The organism is Nocardioides currus, assembly GCF_003057875.1.
GTDB classification, from domain to species: Bacteria; Actinomycetota; Actinomycetes; order Propionibacteriales; family Nocardioidaceae; genus Nocardioides; species Nocardioides currus.
The window spans coordinates 18,605-35,169 of the sequence record NZ_PYXZ01000002.1 but is presented as its reverse complement, the minus strand read 5'-3'; the positions used below and the strand labels follow the sequence as shown (position 1 = coordinate 35,169).

16 protein-coding genes are annotated in these 16,565 nt (G+C 72.8%); 7 read left to right on the top strand and 9 right to left on the bottom strand.

Features of this window, described 5'->3' with window-relative positions; all coding sequences use genetic code 11:
- Complete coding sequence (locus tag C7S10_RS05200) at positions 1–975, bottom strand: NAD-dependent epimerase/dehydratase family protein (protein WP_108343374.1); 975 nt, start codon at positions 973–975, stop codon at positions 1–3.
- A 92-nt stretch (positions 976–1,067) separates the two neighbouring features.
- On the opposite strand from C7S10_RS05200, the gene C7S10_RS05195 reads away from it, so the two are divergent.
- The 4 genes from C7S10_RS05195 (at position 1,068) to C7S10_RS05180 (ending at position 4,767) form a co-directional block, all read left to right on the top strand.
- The gene (locus tag C7S10_RS05195) at positions 1,068–1,859 is read left to right on the top strand and encodes a methyltransferase (RefSeq protein ID WP_108343988.1); all 792 of its coding nucleotides are present in this window, start codon (positions 1,068–1,070) and stop codon (positions 1,857–1,859) included.
- Complete coding sequence (locus C7S10_RS05190) at positions 1,856–2,956, top strand: acyltransferase family protein (RefSeq protein ID WP_165807061.1); 1,101 nt, start codon at positions 1,856–1,858, stop codon at positions 2,954–2,956. The genes C7S10_RS05195 and C7S10_RS05190 overlap by 4 nt, the downstream gene beginning before the upstream one ends.
- A 76-nt stretch (positions 2,957–3,032) precedes the next feature.
- Positions 3,033–3,770 carry an FkbM family methyltransferase gene (locus C7S10_RS05185; RefSeq protein ID WP_165807060.1) on the top strand — a complete coding sequence of 246 codons (738 nt, stop codon included), beginning with the start codon at positions 3,033–3,035 and terminating at the stop codon, positions 3,768–3,770.
- A gap of 7 nt (positions 3,771–3,777) precedes the next feature.
- The gene (locus C7S10_RS05180; RefSeq protein ID WP_165807059.1) at positions 3,778–4,767 is read left to right on the top strand and encodes a glycosyltransferase; all 990 of its coding nucleotides are present in this window, start codon (positions 3,778–3,780) and stop codon (positions 4,765–4,767) included.
- Here the strand turns inward: C7S10_RS05180 and C7S10_RS05175 are convergent.
- Positions 4,730–5,941: a lipopolysaccharide biosynthesis protein gene (locus tag C7S10_RS05175; RefSeq protein WP_165807058.1), complete on the bottom strand. Its 1,212-nt coding sequence runs from the start codon at positions 5,939–5,941 to the stop codon at positions 4,730–4,732. The two genes, C7S10_RS05180 and C7S10_RS05175, sit on opposite strands and share 38 nt — an antisense overlap.
- 13 nt (positions 5,942–5,954) lie before the next feature.
- Positions 5,955–7,208, bottom strand: coding sequence for a Wzz/FepE/Etk N-terminal domain-containing protein (locus tag C7S10_RS05170; protein ID WP_108343370.1), 1,254 nt, complete (start codon positions 7,206–7,208; stop codon positions 5,955–5,957).
- Between the two features lie 76 nt (positions 7,209–7,284).
- Between C7S10_RS05170 and C7S10_RS05165 the strand changes: the two genes are divergently transcribed.
- Entirely contained in the window at positions 7,285–8,589 is a 1,305-nt protein-coding gene (locus C7S10_RS05165; RefSeq protein ID WP_108343369.1) for an O-antigen ligase family protein, read from the top strand.
- On the opposite strand, the gene C7S10_RS05160 is transcribed toward C7S10_RS05165, so the two are convergent.
- Complete coding sequence (locus C7S10_RS05160) at positions 8,579–10,738, bottom strand: carboxypeptidase-like regulatory domain-containing protein (protein WP_114327781.1); 2,160 nt, start codon at positions 10,736–10,738, stop codon at positions 8,579–8,581. The genes C7S10_RS05165 and C7S10_RS05160 overlap by 11 nt on opposite strands.
- Before the next feature lie 165 nt (positions 10,739–10,903).
- Complete coding sequence (locus C7S10_RS05155) at positions 10,904–11,203, bottom strand: MoaD/ThiS family protein (protein ID WP_243395225.1); 300 nt, start codon at positions 11,201–11,203, stop codon at positions 10,904–10,906.
- A 43-nt stretch (positions 11,204–11,246) separates the two neighbouring features.
- Between C7S10_RS05155 and C7S10_RS05150 the strand changes: the two genes are divergently transcribed.
- Positions 11,247–11,969, top strand: a complete 723-nt coding sequence (locus tag C7S10_RS05150; protein WP_108343367.1) for a response regulator transcription factor — start codon at positions 11,247–11,249, stop codon at positions 11,967–11,969.
- 1 nt (position 11,970) lies between these two features.
- Here C7S10_RS05150 and mshD read toward each other — a convergent pair whose 3' ends face one another.
- From mshD to C7S10_RS05135, 3 genes are read right to left on the bottom strand one after another with little or no spacing between them, the layout of a single operon-like run.
- Entirely contained in the window at positions 11,971–12,786 is an 816-nt protein-coding gene (gene mshD / locus C7S10_RS05145; protein ID WP_108343366.1) for a mycothiol synthase, read from the bottom strand.
- A complete protein-coding gene (ygfZ, locus tag C7S10_RS05140; protein WP_108343365.1) occupies positions 12,783–13,727 on the bottom strand; it encodes a CAF17-like 4Fe-4S cluster assembly/insertion protein YgfZ in 945 nt (314 codons plus the stop codon). Before ygfZ ends, mshD begins: the two co-directional genes overlap by 4 nt.
- A 22-nt stretch (positions 13,728–13,749) precedes the next feature.
- Entirely contained in the window at positions 13,750–14,244 is a 495-nt protein-coding gene (locus C7S10_RS05135; RefSeq protein WP_108343364.1) for a heme-binding beta-barrel domain-containing protein, read from the bottom strand.
- 23 nt (positions 14,245–14,267) lie between these two features.
- Here C7S10_RS05135 and C7S10_RS05130 point away from each other — a divergent pair, with 23 nt between their 5' ends.
- Positions 14,268–14,630 (top strand): DsrE family protein, encoded by a 363-nt coding sequence (locus C7S10_RS05130; protein WP_108343363.1) that lies wholly within the window; start codon positions 14,268–14,270, stop codon positions 14,628–14,630.
- Here C7S10_RS05130 and C7S10_RS05125 read toward each other — a convergent pair.
- Positions 14,624–16,561, bottom strand: coding sequence for an acyltransferase family protein (locus C7S10_RS05125; protein ID WP_108343362.1), 1,938 nt, complete (start codon positions 16,559–16,561; stop codon positions 14,624–14,626). The genes C7S10_RS05130 and C7S10_RS05125 overlap by 7 nt on opposite strands.
- Positions 16,562–16,565 lie beyond the last annotated feature (4 nt).

Below are 16,565 nucleotides of genomic sequence, written 5' to 3'. Positions count from 1 at the left end.
TCAGCCCATCGACCGCTTGAGCTGGTCGTGGACCCAGGCGTACGTCGACTCGAGGCCGTCGTACAACGACGTCGTGGGCGCCCAGCCGTAGCGCTCGGTCACCACCGTGTTGTCGCTGTTGCGGCCCCGCACGCCCAGGGGCGCGTCGAGGAGGTGGGTCCGCTCGCAGCTGACGCCGGCGATCTGCTCGACGATGTCGACGAGCTGGTTGATGCTCACCAGCTCGGCGCTGCCGATGTTGACCGGGTCGGGACTGGAGCCGCGCATCACGAGGTCGGTGCCGTCGAGGCAGTCGTCGATGTAGGTGAAGCTGCGGGTCTGGTGACCGTCCCCCCAGATCTCCAGCCGGTGATCGCCGGTGATCACGGCGAGGGCGACCTTGCGACACACGGCGGCGGGGGCCTTCTCCCGGCCGCCGTCCCACGTGCCCTCGGGTCCGTAGACGTTGTGGTAGCGCGCGACGCGGGTCTCGAGGCCGAAGTCCTCGAGGAAGTGCCGGCACATCCGCTCCGTGAAGAGCTTCTCCCACCCGTAGCCGTCCTCGGGCATCGCCGGGTAGGCGTCGTCCTCGCGGAGCGCGGTCACGCAGGCGGTGTCCTGGAGCCCGGCCGGGTAGACGCACGCCGAGGACGAGTAGAAGTAGCGCTCGACGTCGTGGGCCCGGGCCGCCTGCAGCATGTGGGTGCTGGTCAGCACCGACAGCATGCACGCCGCCTTGTTGTTCTCGATGAAGCCCATGCCGCCCATGTCGGCGGCCAGCATGTAGACCTCACCCACCCCTCTCGTCGCGCTCATCGCGGAGTCGAGCAGCGAGAGGTCGGCGACCACGTTGTCCGCCGCCGGGTGGAGCTGGTGCCACTCGTCGAGCGGCTTCACGTCGACGCTGCGCACACTGCGCCCCTCGGCGAGCAGGCGCGCCACGAGATGACCGCCGATGAACCCGCCACCACCGGCAACCAGGACCTCTGCGTGCACGTCGACCCTTCCGTTCGCCCTGCACCGGTCAACGACCGGCAGTGAGTGGGGTCACTGTGCCATCCTTCACGCTTGTGCGGGTGGAGAAGTCGATGGCACAGATGCAGGAGTCGGACTACGGCGCCGGTCGCGACTACGCCTACGGATCCCCGCACCTGACGCACGCCCGACTCACCGCGCGCATCGAGGAGCAGCTGCACGACCTCGTGGCCGGCCTGCTCGACCGGCACGACCGGTGCCGGGTGGTCGAGGTCGGCGCCGGCCACGGCACCTTCACCGCGGCCCTGCTGGCGGCCGGCGCCACCGTGACGGTGACCGAGATGAGCGGGCCGAGCGCCGAGGTCCTCCGCGAGCGGTTCGCCGACGACCCGCGCATCCGGGTGGTCCACGACCCCGACGGCACCGCCGCGACGGAGCTGGTCGCCGCGGGGTGCGAGGCCCTCGTCTACGTCTCGGTCCTGCACCACATCCCCGACTACCTCGGCGCCGTCGGCGAGCTCGTGGCCGTGATGCCCGCGGGCAGCGCCTTCTACTCGACGATGGACCCGACCTGGTATCCCGCCCGCTCGCGGGTCACCCACGCGACCGAGCAGGCCAGCTACCTCGCCTGGCGTATCGCCCAGGGCAACCTGCGACGCGGCCTCGCCACCCGCTGGCGACGCCTGCGCCACGGCTTCGTCGAGACCGAGGCCTCCGACATGGTCGAGTTCCACACCGTGCGCGACGGCGTCGACCAGCACGCGCTGGTCGGCCTGCTCGAGGAGCACTTCGCGGACGCCGAGCTCGACGAGTACTGGTCGACCCAGAGCCGTCTCCTCCAGCGGCTGGGCGAGCGCACCTCGATGCGCTGCACCTTCGGGATCACCGCGCGGCACCACCGGTGACAGCACCGGCCGGCGCACGACGCCGACTCCCCCCGCTGCCGTGGAGCGACGGCATCCGCGGGGTCGCGCTGGTCGTCGTGGTCGTGTGGCACGCCGTCCTGACCGTCGTCCCGGCCGACCCGACACCGGTCCAACACGCGCTCATGCTCCCGCTCGGCGTCGCCGCCCGGCTGTCGCTGCTGAGCTTCATCGTGCTCTCGGGCTTCCTGCTCGGCCGGCACTGGGACGGTGACCTGCGCCGCTTCACGCTCCGCCGCTGCTGGCGGATCCTGCCGCCGTACTGGATCGCCGTCCTGCTGACCATCGCCGCGATGGCGTGGCTCGGGCTCGCCGAGCCGCACGGATCCCACTGGGACACCGGCCTGCCGTTCACCCCCGAGCGGACCTGGGCCACGCTGCTGCTCGTCACCGACCTCGCGGGCATGGTCCCGATCAGCCACCCGCTGTGGACGGTGCCGGTCGAGCTCCACCTCTACCTCCTCGCCCCGCTGGTGGTGCTGTTCCGTCGCGAGGCGACCGTGCTCGTCGCGGGCGTCCTCGGCACGCTCGCGATCGCGTTCCTCGCCCCGGGGTTCATCGCCCCGCACTTCGTGCTCGCGTTCATGGCGGCGTTCTGGTCGGGCGTACGCCGCCAGCGACCGCTCGAGGTCACGCCGGCGTTCGCCGGTGCGATCGGCGCGTCGTTCCTGCTCGTCGCCGGGGCGGTGCTGCTCCTGGGCGACCTCTCCTCGAGCGCGACCCGCTACCTCGTCGTCGACTGCGTCGTGGCGCCCGTCCTGCTGCTGTGGATCCTGCGCGGCGACCTCGTCGGCGGACCGAGCGCGCTGCGCGACCTGCTCGCCCGACGTGGCCCGCAGCGGCTCGGCTCGCGCTCCTACAGCACCTACCTCCTGCACGCCGTCGCCCTGGAGCTGGTGTGGCGTGCCGGCGTCGACGAGGTGCCCGGCGAGACGGCGGCCCTGGTCGTCATGTGCCTGCTCGGTCTCCTCGCCAGCCTCGTCGCCGGCGAGCTGCTGTTCCGTGCCGTCGAGGCGCCGTGCACCGCGAGGGCGGCCTCCGTGCGGCGTACCCTCCCACGCGAGAGGAGGCCGGCATGAGCGACCGAAGGGAGCGAATCATCCGACACAGCGCGGACGGTGCCTCATGCGCGCACGGAGCGAAGCGAGTACGCACATGAGCTACAACGGACGAGTGGGCGCGGCCCGTGAGCACGTGAAGCTCGCCCTGCGCCGCGCGCTGCTGACCGCCGACCTCGACCTCGGGCGCACGCCGTTCGTGCGTCGCGTCGCCCAGACCCTGGCCAGCCGCGGGATCGACACGGTGGTCGACGTGGGCGCCAACGTCGGGCAGTACGCCGCGATGGTCCGCGCCGCCGGGTTCGCGGGTCGCATCGTCTCGCTCGAGCCGTTGCCGGACGCCTTCGGCCGGCTGTCGCGGAGGATGCGCTCCGACGACGACTGGACCGGCCACCGGGTCGCCGCCGGCGCTCAACCCGGACGCGCGACCATCCACGTGTCGGCCAACTCCTACTCGTCCTCGCTGCTGCCTCTCACCGACCTCCACCTCGCCGCGGACCCGGCCTCGCGCACGGTGCGCGAGCTCGAGGTCGAGGTGGTGACGATCACCGGGCTGGTCGAGCAGGAGGGCATCGACCCCGCGCGCGCCCTGCTCAAGGTCGACACCCAGGGCTTCGAGGCCGCCGTCCTCGACGGCGCCGACGACCTGCTCGACGCGTTCGCCGCGATCCAGCTCGAGCTCTCCTGGGCCGAGCTCTACACGGGTCAGGCGACGGGCGCCGACCTCACCGAGCGACTCGAGCGCCGTGGCCTGGACCCGTGGACCTGGGACGCCGGCATCTCGGGGGCCGACGGTCGCCTGCTCCAGTCGGACACCCTGTTCGTGCGCCGGTGAGGATCCGGTGAAGATCCTGGTCGACGCCCTGCCGGCCGACTTCGGCGGGATCAGGACCTACGCTCAGCACCTCCTCGCGGCCTGGCCGGCGACGGCCCCCGACGACGAGGTGCACGTGCTCCTCGCCGACGACTCGCACCTGCCGGTGCCCGACGGCGTGGTCGCCCACCGGGTGCCGCTGGGCCACCGTCGATCGCTGTCCCGCGCCGTGGCGCAGAGCCGTCACCTGCCGCGGCTGGTGCGCGAGCTGCGCCCCGACGCCGTCCTCGCCACCCTGCCCTCGACCACGGTGCGCCGGCTCGGCGCGCCTCTCGTCGTCGTGGTCCACGACCTGCGCCACGACCTCCGACCCGACCAGTTCGGTCGCGTACGGCGCGTGCTGCGTCGCGTGTCCTACGCCCGCGGCTACGCCCTCGCGGACGCGCACCTCGCGATCAGCCGCCGCACGCTCGACGACCTGCACACGGTCCACCCGCGCACGAGGTCGACGCCGAGCGCGGTCGTGCACCACGGCGCCGACCACGTCGCCGGCACGCCGGGCGCCGGCGCTCGCACCGGGCCGGTGGTGACCTTCGCCCACCAGACCAATAAGAACGCCGACCTGGTGCGCGCCGGCTGGCGAGTGCTCGGGCCGGATGCACCCGAGCTGGTCGTCCTCGGCGACCCCTATGTGCCGGACGAGGAGTACGCCGCGTGGCTGGGGCGCGCCGCCGTCGTCGTGATGGCGTCGGACTTCGAGGGCTTCGGGCTGCCTGTGCTGGAGGGCATGCGGCTGGGCGTCCCGGTGGTGGTCGGGCCCGACCCGGCGATGCTCGAGGTGGCGGGCGGTCACGCCTTCGCCATGACCGGATGGACCCCCGACGAGGTCGCACGCGCGACGCGTGAGGCCTTGGCCGCCGACGGGGCGGTCGTCGCCGCGGCGATCGATCACGCGGCGAGCTTCACCTGGGCGAGGACGGTCAGCGGGACGCGGGAGCTGGTCCGTTCAGTGCTCTGACGAGCTGCACCGCCTGGCCGACGAGCGTCACGGCCCCCGCGGCGAGGAGCACCAGTCCCGGTCGCAGCGGGTGGTCGCCGGGCGAGCTCGCCAGCATGCCGACCACCATCGTCGCCAGCCCCGCCAGCTCGGCTGCGGTCGCGCCGCTCGCCCGGCCGAGCCCCACGAGGCAGGAGGCGGTCACCCGTCGCAGCCCCAGCAGCACGCCCGCCGCCGTCAGCACCCGCGCCAGGTCCAGCGCCGGCTCGGCCTCGGGTCCGAACGCCCACACCAGCACCGGCGCGAGCACGAGCTGGATCGCCGCGCACACCACCACCCCGACAGCGACGGAGACCAGCAGCCAGCGCCGTACGAACTCCCGGTGGCCGCCCGCCAGGGTGCTCAGCCGCGGACCGACGAACGCGGCGAGCGCCGCCAGCACCATCACCGGCCCGGTCTCGAAGGCCCACCCCACGACGAAGAGCCCCAGGACGTAGTGGCTCGCCACCAGCCCGAGCAGCACCTGCTCGAGGCCGAGGGTGTCGATCGGTGCCAGCCCGGCGATCGCCGCACGACGACCGTAGGCGCGCGTCTGCTCCGGGGTGGGCAGCGCGGTGGGCTCGTTGCCGGACGACCGCAGCCCGAGGGCGAGCGACACGGCCGCCACGACCGCCCAGCCGGCGAGGCTGAGCGCGAGCAGCGTCGTCACCGAGCCGGCGTCGCGGACCCAGAGCACGGCCACCACCGCGGCGTACGACACGGCCGGCAGCGCCTGGAGGACTGCGAACGCACCGAAACGGCCCAGCCCCTGGAGCGCCGCGAGCCCGAGCACGGCGAGCATCAGCGCCAGCACGCCTGCGAGGGCGATGACCCCGCGGACCCAGCCGCCGCCGGTCAGCAGGACGACGACCCCCGCGACGGCGACGGCGCTCACCGCGACCTGGACGAGGTAGCCCCTCAGCACGCCGCTCACGATCCGCACCGGCTCGATCCCCCGGCTCGCGGCGAACCACGTGACCGCGGTCGGCAGGCCGAGCATCGCGACCTGGCTGGCGCCCAGCACCACGCTCCACGCGAGGGCCAGCTCGCCGCGCCCTGGCACCCCGAGCAGCCGCACCACGAGCGGGCCGGAGACGAGCAGCGCGAGCTGGGCGACCACGGACGACGCGAGCACCGCGACGGCCGGGTGCCGCACGGCGGCCGTCACCTCACGCGCCGGTGACGACGAGGAACACCTCGGTGCGCGGGTCGAGCTCCGTCAGCGTGCGCGTCAGGTCGGCCTGCCGGGTGCGGCCCGCCTCGACCACCAGGAGCACGGCGTCGACACGGCGAGCGAGCGCGGCAGCGTCCGCGACGGCGTCGAGCGCGGGGGCGAGCACGACGACGTGGCGCCGGTCGGCACCGAGCTCGTCGAGCACCCGTCCCATCGCGGGCGAGTCGACCAGCTCCAGCGCGCCGGTCGCGGCGCGGTCTCCCGCCAGCACCCGGAGCCCGTCGGCGGTCGTGACCACCCCCGGGGCCAGGTCGGCCTCGCCGCGCAGCACGGCGTCGAGCCCGGGGGTCGCGGTCAGGCCGAGCCGCTCGGCCACGACCGGGTGCCGCAGGTCGGCGTCGACGAGCGAGACCTCCCGTCCCGCCTGCGCGAGCGACTGTGCCAGCAGGGTGGCGACGGCGGCGGCGTCGCCCCGGTCGACGGCTGCGACCAGGACCAGCCGGTGGTGGCCGGTCTCCATCCGGATGCGCAGCCGCCGGACCGCCTCGGCGACCGGCGTCTCCGAGCCGGCGACCAGGGTCCGGTCACCCTCGCCGATCCGCGGGAGCCGGCCGAGGACCGGCGTGCCCAGGGCGTCGGCCTCGTCGGCGCGGACGCTGGTGTCGAGCAGGTCGCGCACCGCGGCGACGGCGATCCCGAGCGCCAGGCCGGCGAGCAGGCCCGCGAGCAGGTTGAGGGCGATCTTCGGCGACGACGGGCTGGTCGGCAGCGAGGGCTGGTTGACCGTGGAGACGCCGACCTTCAGCTCGGTGGCGCGCGCGCCCTCGACGTCGGTGAGCAGGGTGTTGTAGTTGTCGGCGACCGATTGCGAGATGTCCTGCGCCCGCTGGGCCGTCGGGGCGGTGACCGTGAGGTTGATCAGCACCGTGCCGTAGGGCACCTCGGTGCGGATCAGCGCGTCGTCCATGGCGTCCTCGCCCAGGTCGTCGGCGACCAGGCTGGCCATCTGCTGCGAGCCCGCGACGGCGGCGTACGAGTACATCCGTCCCTGCGCGTGCAGACCTGCGGCCTGCACCGACTCCATGTCGGGCTGGTCGCTCAGGCTCGCGACGTAGAGCTGGGACGACGACGTGTAGGTGACGGGGGTCGTCAGCGTCACCACGACGGCCGCGGCGAGCACCGCCGCCGTGACCAGGGCCAGGAGCCGCCACCTCGCGAGGATGCGACGGGCGTACTGGCTGATCGTCATGGGCGTCCTTCCGGCTCCTGGTGCGGAAGTGAAGTATCACACCGCGCCCGCTTCGAGCCGGACTAGTCTGGCCGCCGTGAGCGGGGCGATCGTCATCGGGCTGCTGGGCGCCGGGGTGGTGCTGCTCGCGGTCCTGACCGTGTCGATGCACGCCCGCCTCGGGACGTCGCTGCTCCTGCCGGTCGGGGTCGTCGCCGTGCTCCAGCCCCTCAACGGGATCCGGCCGTTCCACTCGACCGCCGTCGGTGACCTCGCCCTGGTCGCGCTCGCCGCGGTCTGCCTGCCGCTGCTGCCGCGGCTGCGCATGCCACCGCAGGTGCTCGTCGTCTTCACCGGCGTGCTGCTCCTGACCGCCGGCGGGTTCCTCGGCACGATGGCCGACGGGTCGTGGGACGAGACCGGCGCGATGCTCCGCTTCCTGATCGGCGCCCCCGTCGTGATGGGCCTGCTGAGCGTCCTCGACCCGAGTCCTCGTGCCGCGTCGTACCTCGCGCTGATGTATGCCGCCGGCGCCGCGATCAGCTCGCTGGGGGCGATGGCCGGTCGCACCAGCTCCTACTTCCAGCGAGCCATGGGATTCAGCGAGCACCAGATGCACCTCGCCCTCGCCGCGATGTTCGGCTCCGTGGTCGCCGTCGGCTGGTTCGTCTCGACCCGCGACCGCCGGGCCCGGCTCGCGGCGGCCGTCCTGTTCGTGGTCTGCGGGTACGGCGGTCTCCTCACCGGCAGCCGCTCCGCCCTGCTGGGCACGATGGCCGCGCTGGGCTACCTCGCCCTCCTGGGCCGCTGGCCGGCGATCCGGGCCGCCTTCGCCCTCGGCGTGGCCGGCGCCGTCGCGCTGGTCGTCGCGATGCCGTTCATGCCGCAGGGCAGCACGGTCTTCCGGCTGCTGGGCCGCGGCGAGCTCAGTGGTCACGTCGACCTGAGCAACGCCGACCACGTCCAGAAGGCGCGTGACGCGATCGAGGAGATCGGGCGCCACCCGTGGACCGGGCTCGGGTTCGACCAGGGCCTCGACGCCCACAACCTGTTGCTCGAGTCGGCCAACGTCGGGGGCGTCCTGGGGGTGCTGGGCTTCCTGACGATCTGGGGGACGATCGGCACCCTCCTCGTCCGACAGCTCGTCCTCGGCGTACGCCGCGAGGACGCCCTGCGCGCCAGCGTCCTGGCCGCGCTCGCGGGCTACTTCGTGCTCGGGATGCTGGAGAACATCATCTGGGACCGGCACCTGTGGTTCTTCATCACGCTCGCCCTGTTCGCCCTCCCCCCGACGAGGGCGGACGCACGCGACCCCGGACGCGACGATGCCCCGACGAATCGCTTCGTCGGGGCATCGCCTGGTGCATCGGGTGGTGCTCAGGCTCGGCGCGTCAGCGCTTGACCTTCACCTTCTTGGCGACCTCGGTCGAGCCGACGCTGCCCTTGCCGGTGAAGAAGAAGACGAGCTTGTGCTTGCCCTTCTTCAGCTTGCCCAGCGAGACGGCGCCCTTGCCCTTCTTGATCTTGGCCTTGGCGACCTTCTTGTACTTCACGGTGCCGTTGTCGGTGACCTTGACGATCTCCTTGACGACGATCGAGCCCTTGACCTTCTTGGCCTTGACCGGGCTGGCCTTGACCTTGAAGGAGGCCTGGCCGCCCTTGACCTTGACCTTCACCTTCGGCTGGTAGCCGATCTTGGCCGACGGGGCCGAGGTGGCGGTGCCGACGAGGCGGCCGTTCTCCGCGGTCACGCGCAGGGTGAGGCGGTCGCCGATCTGCGCGGAGGTCGGGGTGAACGTGTCACCCTGGCCGACGACGGTCGTGCCGACGAGCCACTGGTACTTGAAGGCCGTGTCGGTCTGCAGGTTCCATGCGCCGGGGTCGGCGGTCACGGGCTTGCCCACCCACGGGTAGCCGGGGATCTCGGGCCGCTCGGTGGCCGCGAGCTTGTTGCCGAGGACGGCGTTCAGGCCGCTGGTGACCTGACCGGCCTTGACGGTCACGAGGACGGCGTCGTCGATCGCCGACTTGTCCTTCCACCACTCACCGGCGTGGTAGCCGGTGTTGTCGTCGAAGCGGATCTTGTAGGTGCCCGGGCGGATCGAGCGGGACTCGAAGGTCGAGTCGGCCTCGAAGACCGCACCGACCGAGGCGAACTGGCCGTCCACCGGACCGAAGGCGCTGACGCTGGGGCTCAGCGGGGCACCGGCGATGCCGGTCACCGAGCCCGCGATGCCGCCGGCACGGTCGAGGACGAAGTCGACGGCCCCGACGGGCGTGCCCGGGGTGACCGTCACGGCCGGCGAGCCGTCGTAGTTCTGACCGCCACCGAACCAGGTCGAGAAGAGCTCGAACGCGTCGTCGTCACCCTGCTCGTCGGCACCGGCCTGGACCTTGAACTGGTTCTCGCCCTGGACCTTCTCGAGCTCGGTGAAGCTGTAGACGCCCTGGCGGTTGGAGTAGACCGTCTCGACGCTACGCTGGTCGGTCGGGATGCCCGGCGTGGTGTGAGCCGACACTACGGCTCCGACGATCGGCGCGCCGAGGCTGTCCTTGACGGAGCCCGTCAGCTCGACCGTCTTGCTCGGGTCGGCGGGCTTGGGGGTCATGTTGGCGTTGATGTTGCCCACGGCCTGGTCGGGACCGACGACGACCGGGGTCGGGTCGCCCGTGGTCGTGATGTTGTTGAACAGCTCCGAGGCGTACTCACCGATCGGGTCCGAGAACTGGATCGTCTGGCCGCCCACGGAGGCGTTCTTGATCGTGTAGATGCCGTTCTTGTCCGTGTAGTCGCTGCCGCCGCTCGAGCTGCTGACCCGGATGAACTCCAGCGGGGCACCGGCGTCGCTGGTGACCTGGCCGCTGATGGAGCCGCCGGCGGTGAGCACGACGTTGAGCACGGCGCCCGCGGCGGTCGCGGCGACCGGCTCGGCCTCGGCGAAGTTGCCCTTGTCGTTGTAGTACTCGGTGGCGTAGCCGTTGGCCGAGTAGGCCACCTTGACCGGGGCGGCCTGGCTGGGGAACTTGTAGACGCCGTTGACGTTCGTGTAGCCGGTGCCGGCGTAGTCACCCTCGACGGCGTCCAGCGCGTTGACCTCGACGCCGGCGAGCGGCTTGCCCGCGGCGTTGGTCACCGTGCCGGTGAGGTAGGGCTGGTCGATGGTCCACTGGCCGAGCGAGACGGCCGTGGTGCCGCTGACGGTGAAGGTGTCGGCGGTGGCCTGGTCGGCCTTGTCCTTGTAGTACTCGATGTAGGTGCCGCTGCTGTAGCTCAGCTTGTAGACGCCGTCGGGCAGCTGCGTCTCGAGGTAGCCGCTCGCCTCGACGAAGTCGTTGCCCCAGTAGGAGAACGTGCCGCCGGAGCCCTGCTGGTAGATGGTCACGTTGCCCGAGACCGGGTTGCCCTGGCCGTCGATCAGGCCGAGGTTCACCGTCGCAGCCGCGTTGGCGGGGGCCATCACCCCCAGACTCAGTCCCGCGGCGACGAGTGCGGCGCCCGCACCCATCGCAGTCATGCGGCGCGCGAGGCGCCGGGAAATGGCATTGCTCATACTTCCCCCTACTTAGGTGATCACTTCGGACTGAGTCGTCCTCAGCCCGCACTTCCCACAACCGGTCGAGATCAAACCACCGCGATGCGGCGCACTCGCACACGGGTGGTGACGATCCGACAAGCCGTTTGGTTGTCGGTCGCCGGGACGAGTCCGCCCGGCGGCTCAGCCGCCGGCGAACGGCGGGAGGAACTCGACGCTCGCGCCCGGCGCGACGACGACCTGCGCCGGGTCGTCGGTGCCGGCCGGCCGGTCGTCCACCAGCACCGAGCAGACGCCGATGGTCCGGGCGACGTCGGCGCCCGGGTGGGCGGCGAGCACGCGGCGTACGACCTCGGCCAGCGTGGTGGGCCCGTCGACGTCGAAGACGTCCGCGTCGACCCCGGCCGCCGACCGGGCCCCGGCCCAGTAGCGGGCGGTGACAGTCGTCTCAGCCGCGCCGGTCCGGCCCGTGGAGGTGCTCACGAGCCCTATCCTTACGTATTCCTCCGTCATGGGAAGGACCACCATGGGCACGTTGCTCCTGCTGACCGGCGCCTTGCAGCCGTCCGCCGAGGTGCTGCCTGCCCTCGCCCTGCTGGGCCACACGGTGAAGATCCTGCCCGCCGAGGGCAGTGCGCTGCTCGAGGCTCCCGACTCCGACCTCGTGCTGGTCGACGGCCGGCAGGAGCTGGCCCACGCCCGTGACCTGTGCCGACTGATCCGCACCACCGGCAGCGACGTCCCGGTGCTGCTGGTGGTCACCGAGGGCGGGCTGGCCGTCGTGGCCCACGACTGGGCGATGGACGACGTGGTGCTCCACACCTGCGGGCCGGCCGAGCTCGAGGCGAGGATCCGGTTGGCGATCGGGCGACTCACCGCCGCGCGCGAGGCGGCCGACCCGTCGTCCCACGTGATCCGCTCCGGCGAGGTCGTGGTCGACGACGCGACGTACACCGCGAAGATCAGCGGCCGCGCGCTCGACCTGACCTACAAGGAGTTCGAGCTCCTGAAGTTCCTCGCCCAGCACCCCGGTCGGGTCTTCACCCGCCAGCAGCTGCTGCAGGAGGTGTGGGGCTACGACTACTTCGGCGGCACCCGCACCGTCGACGTCCACGTGCGCCGGCTGCGCGCGAAGCTCGGCCCCGAGAACGAGCACCTCATCGGCACCGTCCGCAACGTGGGCTACCGCTTCGTGCTGGCCGCCCGCGAGGACGCCGACGCAGCGGCCGAGGAGCGCGCCGACGCCTGACTCACGCCTCCCGGCGATACATCACGTGCGTGTCGGCGTCGGCGTGGGTGAAGCCGAGCTTGCTGTACGTCGCACGGGCGGCGTGGTTGTCGGCCTCGACGTACAGCAGGACCTCCGCGACGCCGAGCCCGGCGAGGTGGTGCAGCCCGGCCAGGGTGAGCGCGCGGCCGAGGCCGCGGCCCTGCGCCTCGGGCGCGATGCCGACGACGTAGACCTCGCCGAGGTCCGCCGAGTGCTGCTTGGTCCAGTGGAAGCCGAGCATGCGCTCGCCGTCGTCCGACATCGCCACCAGCAGCCCCGCCGGGTCGAACCACGGCTCGGCCATCCGGGCCGCCAGGTTGGCGTGGTCCATCGCCCCCTGCTCGGGGTGGTGGGCGAACGCGGCGGCGTTGACGCGGAGCAGCTCGTCGGTCTCGGCCGGGGTCCAGGCCCGGATGGGCACGTCGGTGGGCGGCGGCAGCGGGTCGCTGGTCGGGCGGCGCATCACCCAGAGGTCGCGCACCCGCTCGTAGCCGAACCGCGCCGCGAGGGCCGCGGCGGCGGGATGGTCACCGTGCGACCACGCCTGCGACGGACCCGCGACCTGGCTCACCAGCCCACCGGCAAGGCCACGGCCCCGAGCGTCGGGGTGGATGACGAGGTGCAGGTCCTCGCCGTGGGTCAGCGCGAACCCGACGTCGGTGGCGGTCACGGTCCAGCCCTCGGCGTCGCCGCGCAGCGCGAGCCAGGTGCCCTCGTCGAGCGGCTCGACCCCGTCGACGGCGGCGGCCGCGTCGCTGACCGCGCGGATCCGGTCGAGCGGGACGGGGTGGTTCACCGCTGCGGCCGCACGTGCAGCCCGACCTCGGGATCGACGACGACCTCCTGCGCGGCCGGCATGTCGTCGACGGTCAGCACGGCGTCGATCGCGACGTTGCGCTTGACCATGGCCAGCGCGATCGGACCGAGCTCGTGGTGGCGGGCCGACGAGCCGACGAAGCCGACGACCTTCTCCCCCACGCTGACCTCGCTGCCGTGCGGCGGCAGCCGGTTCTCGGAGCCGTCGAGGTGGAGCAGGGTGAGCCGGCGCGGCGGCCGGCCGAGCGTGTGCACGCGAGCGACGGTCTCCTGGCCGCGGTAGCAGCCCTTGTCGAGGTGCACGGCCGGGCCGATCCAGCCGAGCTCGTTGGGGATCGAGCGGTGGTCCGTGTCGATCCCGAAGCGCGGCTCGCCGCGGGCGATGCGCAGGGCCTCGAAGGCCCAGAGGCCGGCAGCCGGGCCCGCTGCCGCGGCGTAGTCCTCGAGGCGCTCGCGCGGCACCAGGTCGTACGTCGCACCGCGCTCGCTCGTCGCCGGGCGCCACGCGACGGCCGTCTCAGAGGTCCGCAGCGCGACCTCGACGCGCATCATGAAGCGCATGCGGTCGAGGAAGTCGACCAGCGCCTGGCCCGCGCCCGGCTCGGTGTGCGCGACGAACGACTCGCCGTCGTCGACGCCCTCGAAGGCGTGCTCGACGTGGCCCTGCGGGCTCAGGATCAGCGCCTGGGTCCACACGCCGGGAGCGAGGCCGTCGAAGAACTGGGTGGTCAGGCTGTGCAGCCAGGTGAGCCGGTCGGGGCCGGTGACGCTCACGACGTCACGGTGCGACAGGTCGACGAAGCCCTCGCCCGCCTCGAGCACGCGCTGCTCGCCGTTGAACGAGCCGTAGTGGGCCGCGACGGGGGCGTCGATCCCGTCGCCCCCGACGGCGCCGGGCAGGTGGAGCAGGGGCGAGATCATGTCCCCGAGTCTAGGTCGCGGGTCAGGCGCGCTTGAGCCGCGCCCACGTGTGCGGCTGGAGCTCCTGGCCCATCGCCGCCATGTCGTAGGCGTAGAGCAGGTCGCCATCGACGTTGCCGTACATCCGCGACCCGGAGGTGACCTCCTTGGCGGTCTCGGTGAATCCGACCCCGGCGGTGTGCAGCTCGACCTTGCCGGCGTCGGCAGCGCCGTACCAGACCTCGGCGAAGCCGGTGTTGTGCGCGAGCAGCAGCTCGAGCTTGCCCGGCTCTGGGCAGCGCAGGAAGCCCGACTCCATGGCGGCGTCGCGGACGAGCTCACCCTCGGCGTCCACGATCCACGCGCGCGACATGTAGTGGAAGAACGGGCGCCCGTCGTGGGTGAAGATCAGCTCCTGGCCGAACTCGAAGCCCTCGATCGTCGGGTAGTCCCCGTGGCCGTTGCCGCGCCAGGTGCCGAGCAGCCAGGCGACGGGAGCGCAGTTGGGGTGCAGGTTGTCGGGGATCTCGAAGACCATGGCGCTCACTCTAGGCTGCTGGCATGGCTCGCTCACTCGTCGTCAAGGTGACCTGCGGCTCCGAGGACGCGGAGCGGTGCAACCAGGCCTTCACGGTCGCGGCCGCCGCCGTCGCGGGCGGGGCCGACGTCTCGCTGTGGCTGACCGGCGAGGCGGCGTGGTTCGCACTGCCGGGCCGCGCGGAGGAGTTCGAGCTCGACCTCGCGACGCCGCTGGCCGACCTGCTGGGCGTCGTCGCCGACGCCGGCCGCGTCACGGTCTGCACCCAGTGCGCGGCGCGGCGCGGGATCGTCGAGGGCGACCTGCGTGAGGGCCTGACGATCGCCGGCGCCGCGGTCTTCGCGGAGGAGATCCTCGGCGACGGGGTGCAGGCCCTCGTCTACTGATCAGCCCTACCGACCAGGTCGTCCAGCACGTCGGTGAAGTACGCCGCCTGCCGCTCGACCCACCGGGCGTCGAGGTGCGTCGGGTCGACGTAGACCGGCGTGCCCTCTGCCTCGGCACGGCAGGACCGGTCGTCGCACAGCTCGTCGGTCAGGTCGACCACCCGCGCATCGCCGGCCGAGGCCTCTAGCCAGCGGGCGCTCTCCCCCGACGCCGCGGACGCCACGTCCCGGTCGACGTCGCACGCAGCGACCCGCCACCACCGGGTGGAGCAGGAGGTCCCGGAGGCGGCGAGCTCGGGCACCGGGGCCACGAAGGTCGTGATCTCCTGCGCCAGCCCGCGCGTCGCCCGGTCCAGCATCCGCAGCACCCGCGGCTCGGCGCCGTCGCGGTAGGCGGGCCACGCCGCGGCGGCGATCGTCGCGACTCCGGCACCGTCCCGGAGCCCGGCGAGGTCGAGCGAGGCCATCTGGTTGACCACGAGGCAGTCGGCCCACCGGTTCCAGCCGGGTGAGCCACGTTCGTACGTCGTGAGGAACCGCCACGCCGCCTCGTCGGTGAGCTCCAGCGGCGGGCAGTCGGGATAGATCCACGCCACGACGTTGACGTCTCGCTCGCGGGCCTCGCCGAGCACGGCGGGGAGCAGCTGCCAGGCCTGGCTGTCGCCGCGCAGCACCACCGTCGGTCGGCGAGCGTCGAAGTGCGTCACCTCGCAGCGGGCGCCCGTCCGCGGCACGGTGTCGGTGGGCTCGAGCCGGCAGCTCGCCGGCGGGCGCGGGAAGTCGGCCGGGCGGGACGCCGCCTGGGCACCGACGCCGGCACTGGCCACGGACAGGACGAGCACGGTCGACAACGCGGCGGCCAGGGTCGGCACCGCCCGCGCCTGCCGTCGACGGATCGGCTGCTCGAGCAGGTGGTGGCTGAGCGCGGCGGGCACGAGCGAGCCGATCGCCAGCAGGGTGACCGTGGACTCCGGGACCGGCCCGAGGTTCCAGGCTCGGGCCAGCTCGATGGCGGGCAGGTGCCAGAGGTACCACCCGTACGACAGCGTGCCGACGTAGACCAGCGGGGGCAGCGCGAGCCACGACGGTCGCGCCAGGACGAGGGCGACCGCGCCGAGGCAGGGCAGCAGCACCAGGTGGCCGGGGTAGGCCCCCAGCCGGTCGGGGACGGCCATGACGGTGGCGAGCAGCACCAGGCCGCTCACGCCGAGGACTGTCCGCACGCGGCCCGACCCCACCTCACGACCCACGAGGGCGACGGCGACACCGAGGCAGAGCTCGAAGGCGCGGAAGGGCAGCAGGTAGAGAAGCCCCGGTGCGGTGTCCCCGCTGACCGCCGACGTCCACGCGTAGGAGCCCGCACCCAGGAGGACGGTGGCGACGAGCAGCGCGGCGCGCGGCGTCGTACGTCCCCGCGCGATGAGGCCGCGCGCGAGCCACAGCGTCGCGAAGGCGACGAGGGGGAGCACGAGGTAGAACTGCTCCTCCATCGAGAGCGACCACGTGTGCAGCAGCGGCGTCGGCTCACCGGCCACCATCCCGTCGCGCCACGTCCACCAGTAGTGGAGGTTCGCGGTCGAGGTGAGGGCGGCGACCCCCGCGAGCGGCACGGTCCACGGGTCGCTCCAGGCCGACCCGACCAGCCCCGCGAGGGCCACCACGACGGCGACCATCAGGGCGGCGGCGGGAAGCAGGCGGCGTACGCGTCGGGCGAAGAAGGCCGGCCACGACACCCGGCCGGTGGCCTCGAGCTCGCGCAGCAGCATCGCGGTGATGACGAAGCCCGAGATCACCAGGAAGACGTCGACGCCCACCAGTCCCGCGGTGAAGCCCGGCCACTGCGCGTGGTAGCCGACGACCATCACGACGGCGACGGCCCGCAGGCCGTCGATGTCGGGGCGGAACCACGCCGCCCGTCGTGATGGGGTCATGGCA

Coding starts and splice junctions, on each gene's coding strand:
- C7S10_RS05195 (WP_108343988.1), top strand. CDS start 1,068: ATGGCACAGATGCAGGAGTCGGACTACGGCGCCGGTCGCGACTACGCC.
- C7S10_RS05185 (WP_165807060.1), top strand. CDS start 3,033: ATGAGCTACAACGGACGAGTGGGCGCGGCCCGTGAGCACGTGAAGCTC.
- C7S10_RS05170 (WP_108343370.1), bottom strand. CDS start 7,208: ATGACGATCAGCCAGTACGCCCGTCGCATCCTCGCGAGGTGGCGGCTC.
- C7S10_RS05160 (WP_114327781.1), bottom strand. CDS start 10,738: ATGAGCAATGCCATTTCCCGGCGCCTCGCGCGCCGCATGACTGCGATG.
- C7S10_RS05150 (WP_108343367.1), top strand. CDS start 11,247: ATGGGCACGTTGCTCCTGCTGACCGGCGCCTTGCAGCCGTCCGCCGAG.
- ygfZ (WP_108343365.1), bottom strand. CDS start 13,727: ATGATCTCGCCCCTGCTCCACCTGCCCGGCGCCGTCGGGGGCGACGGG.
- C7S10_RS05135 (WP_108343364.1), bottom strand. CDS start 14,244: ATGGTCTTCGAGATCCCCGACAACCTGCACCCCAACTGCGCTCCCGTC.
- C7S10_RS05130 (WP_108343363.1), top strand. CDS start 14,268: ATGGCTCGCTCACTCGTCGTCAAGGTGACCTGCGGCTCCGAGGACGCG.
- C7S10_RS05125 (WP_108343362.1), bottom strand. CDS start 16,561: ATGACCCCATCACGACGGGCGGCGTGGTTCCGCCCCGACATCGACGGC.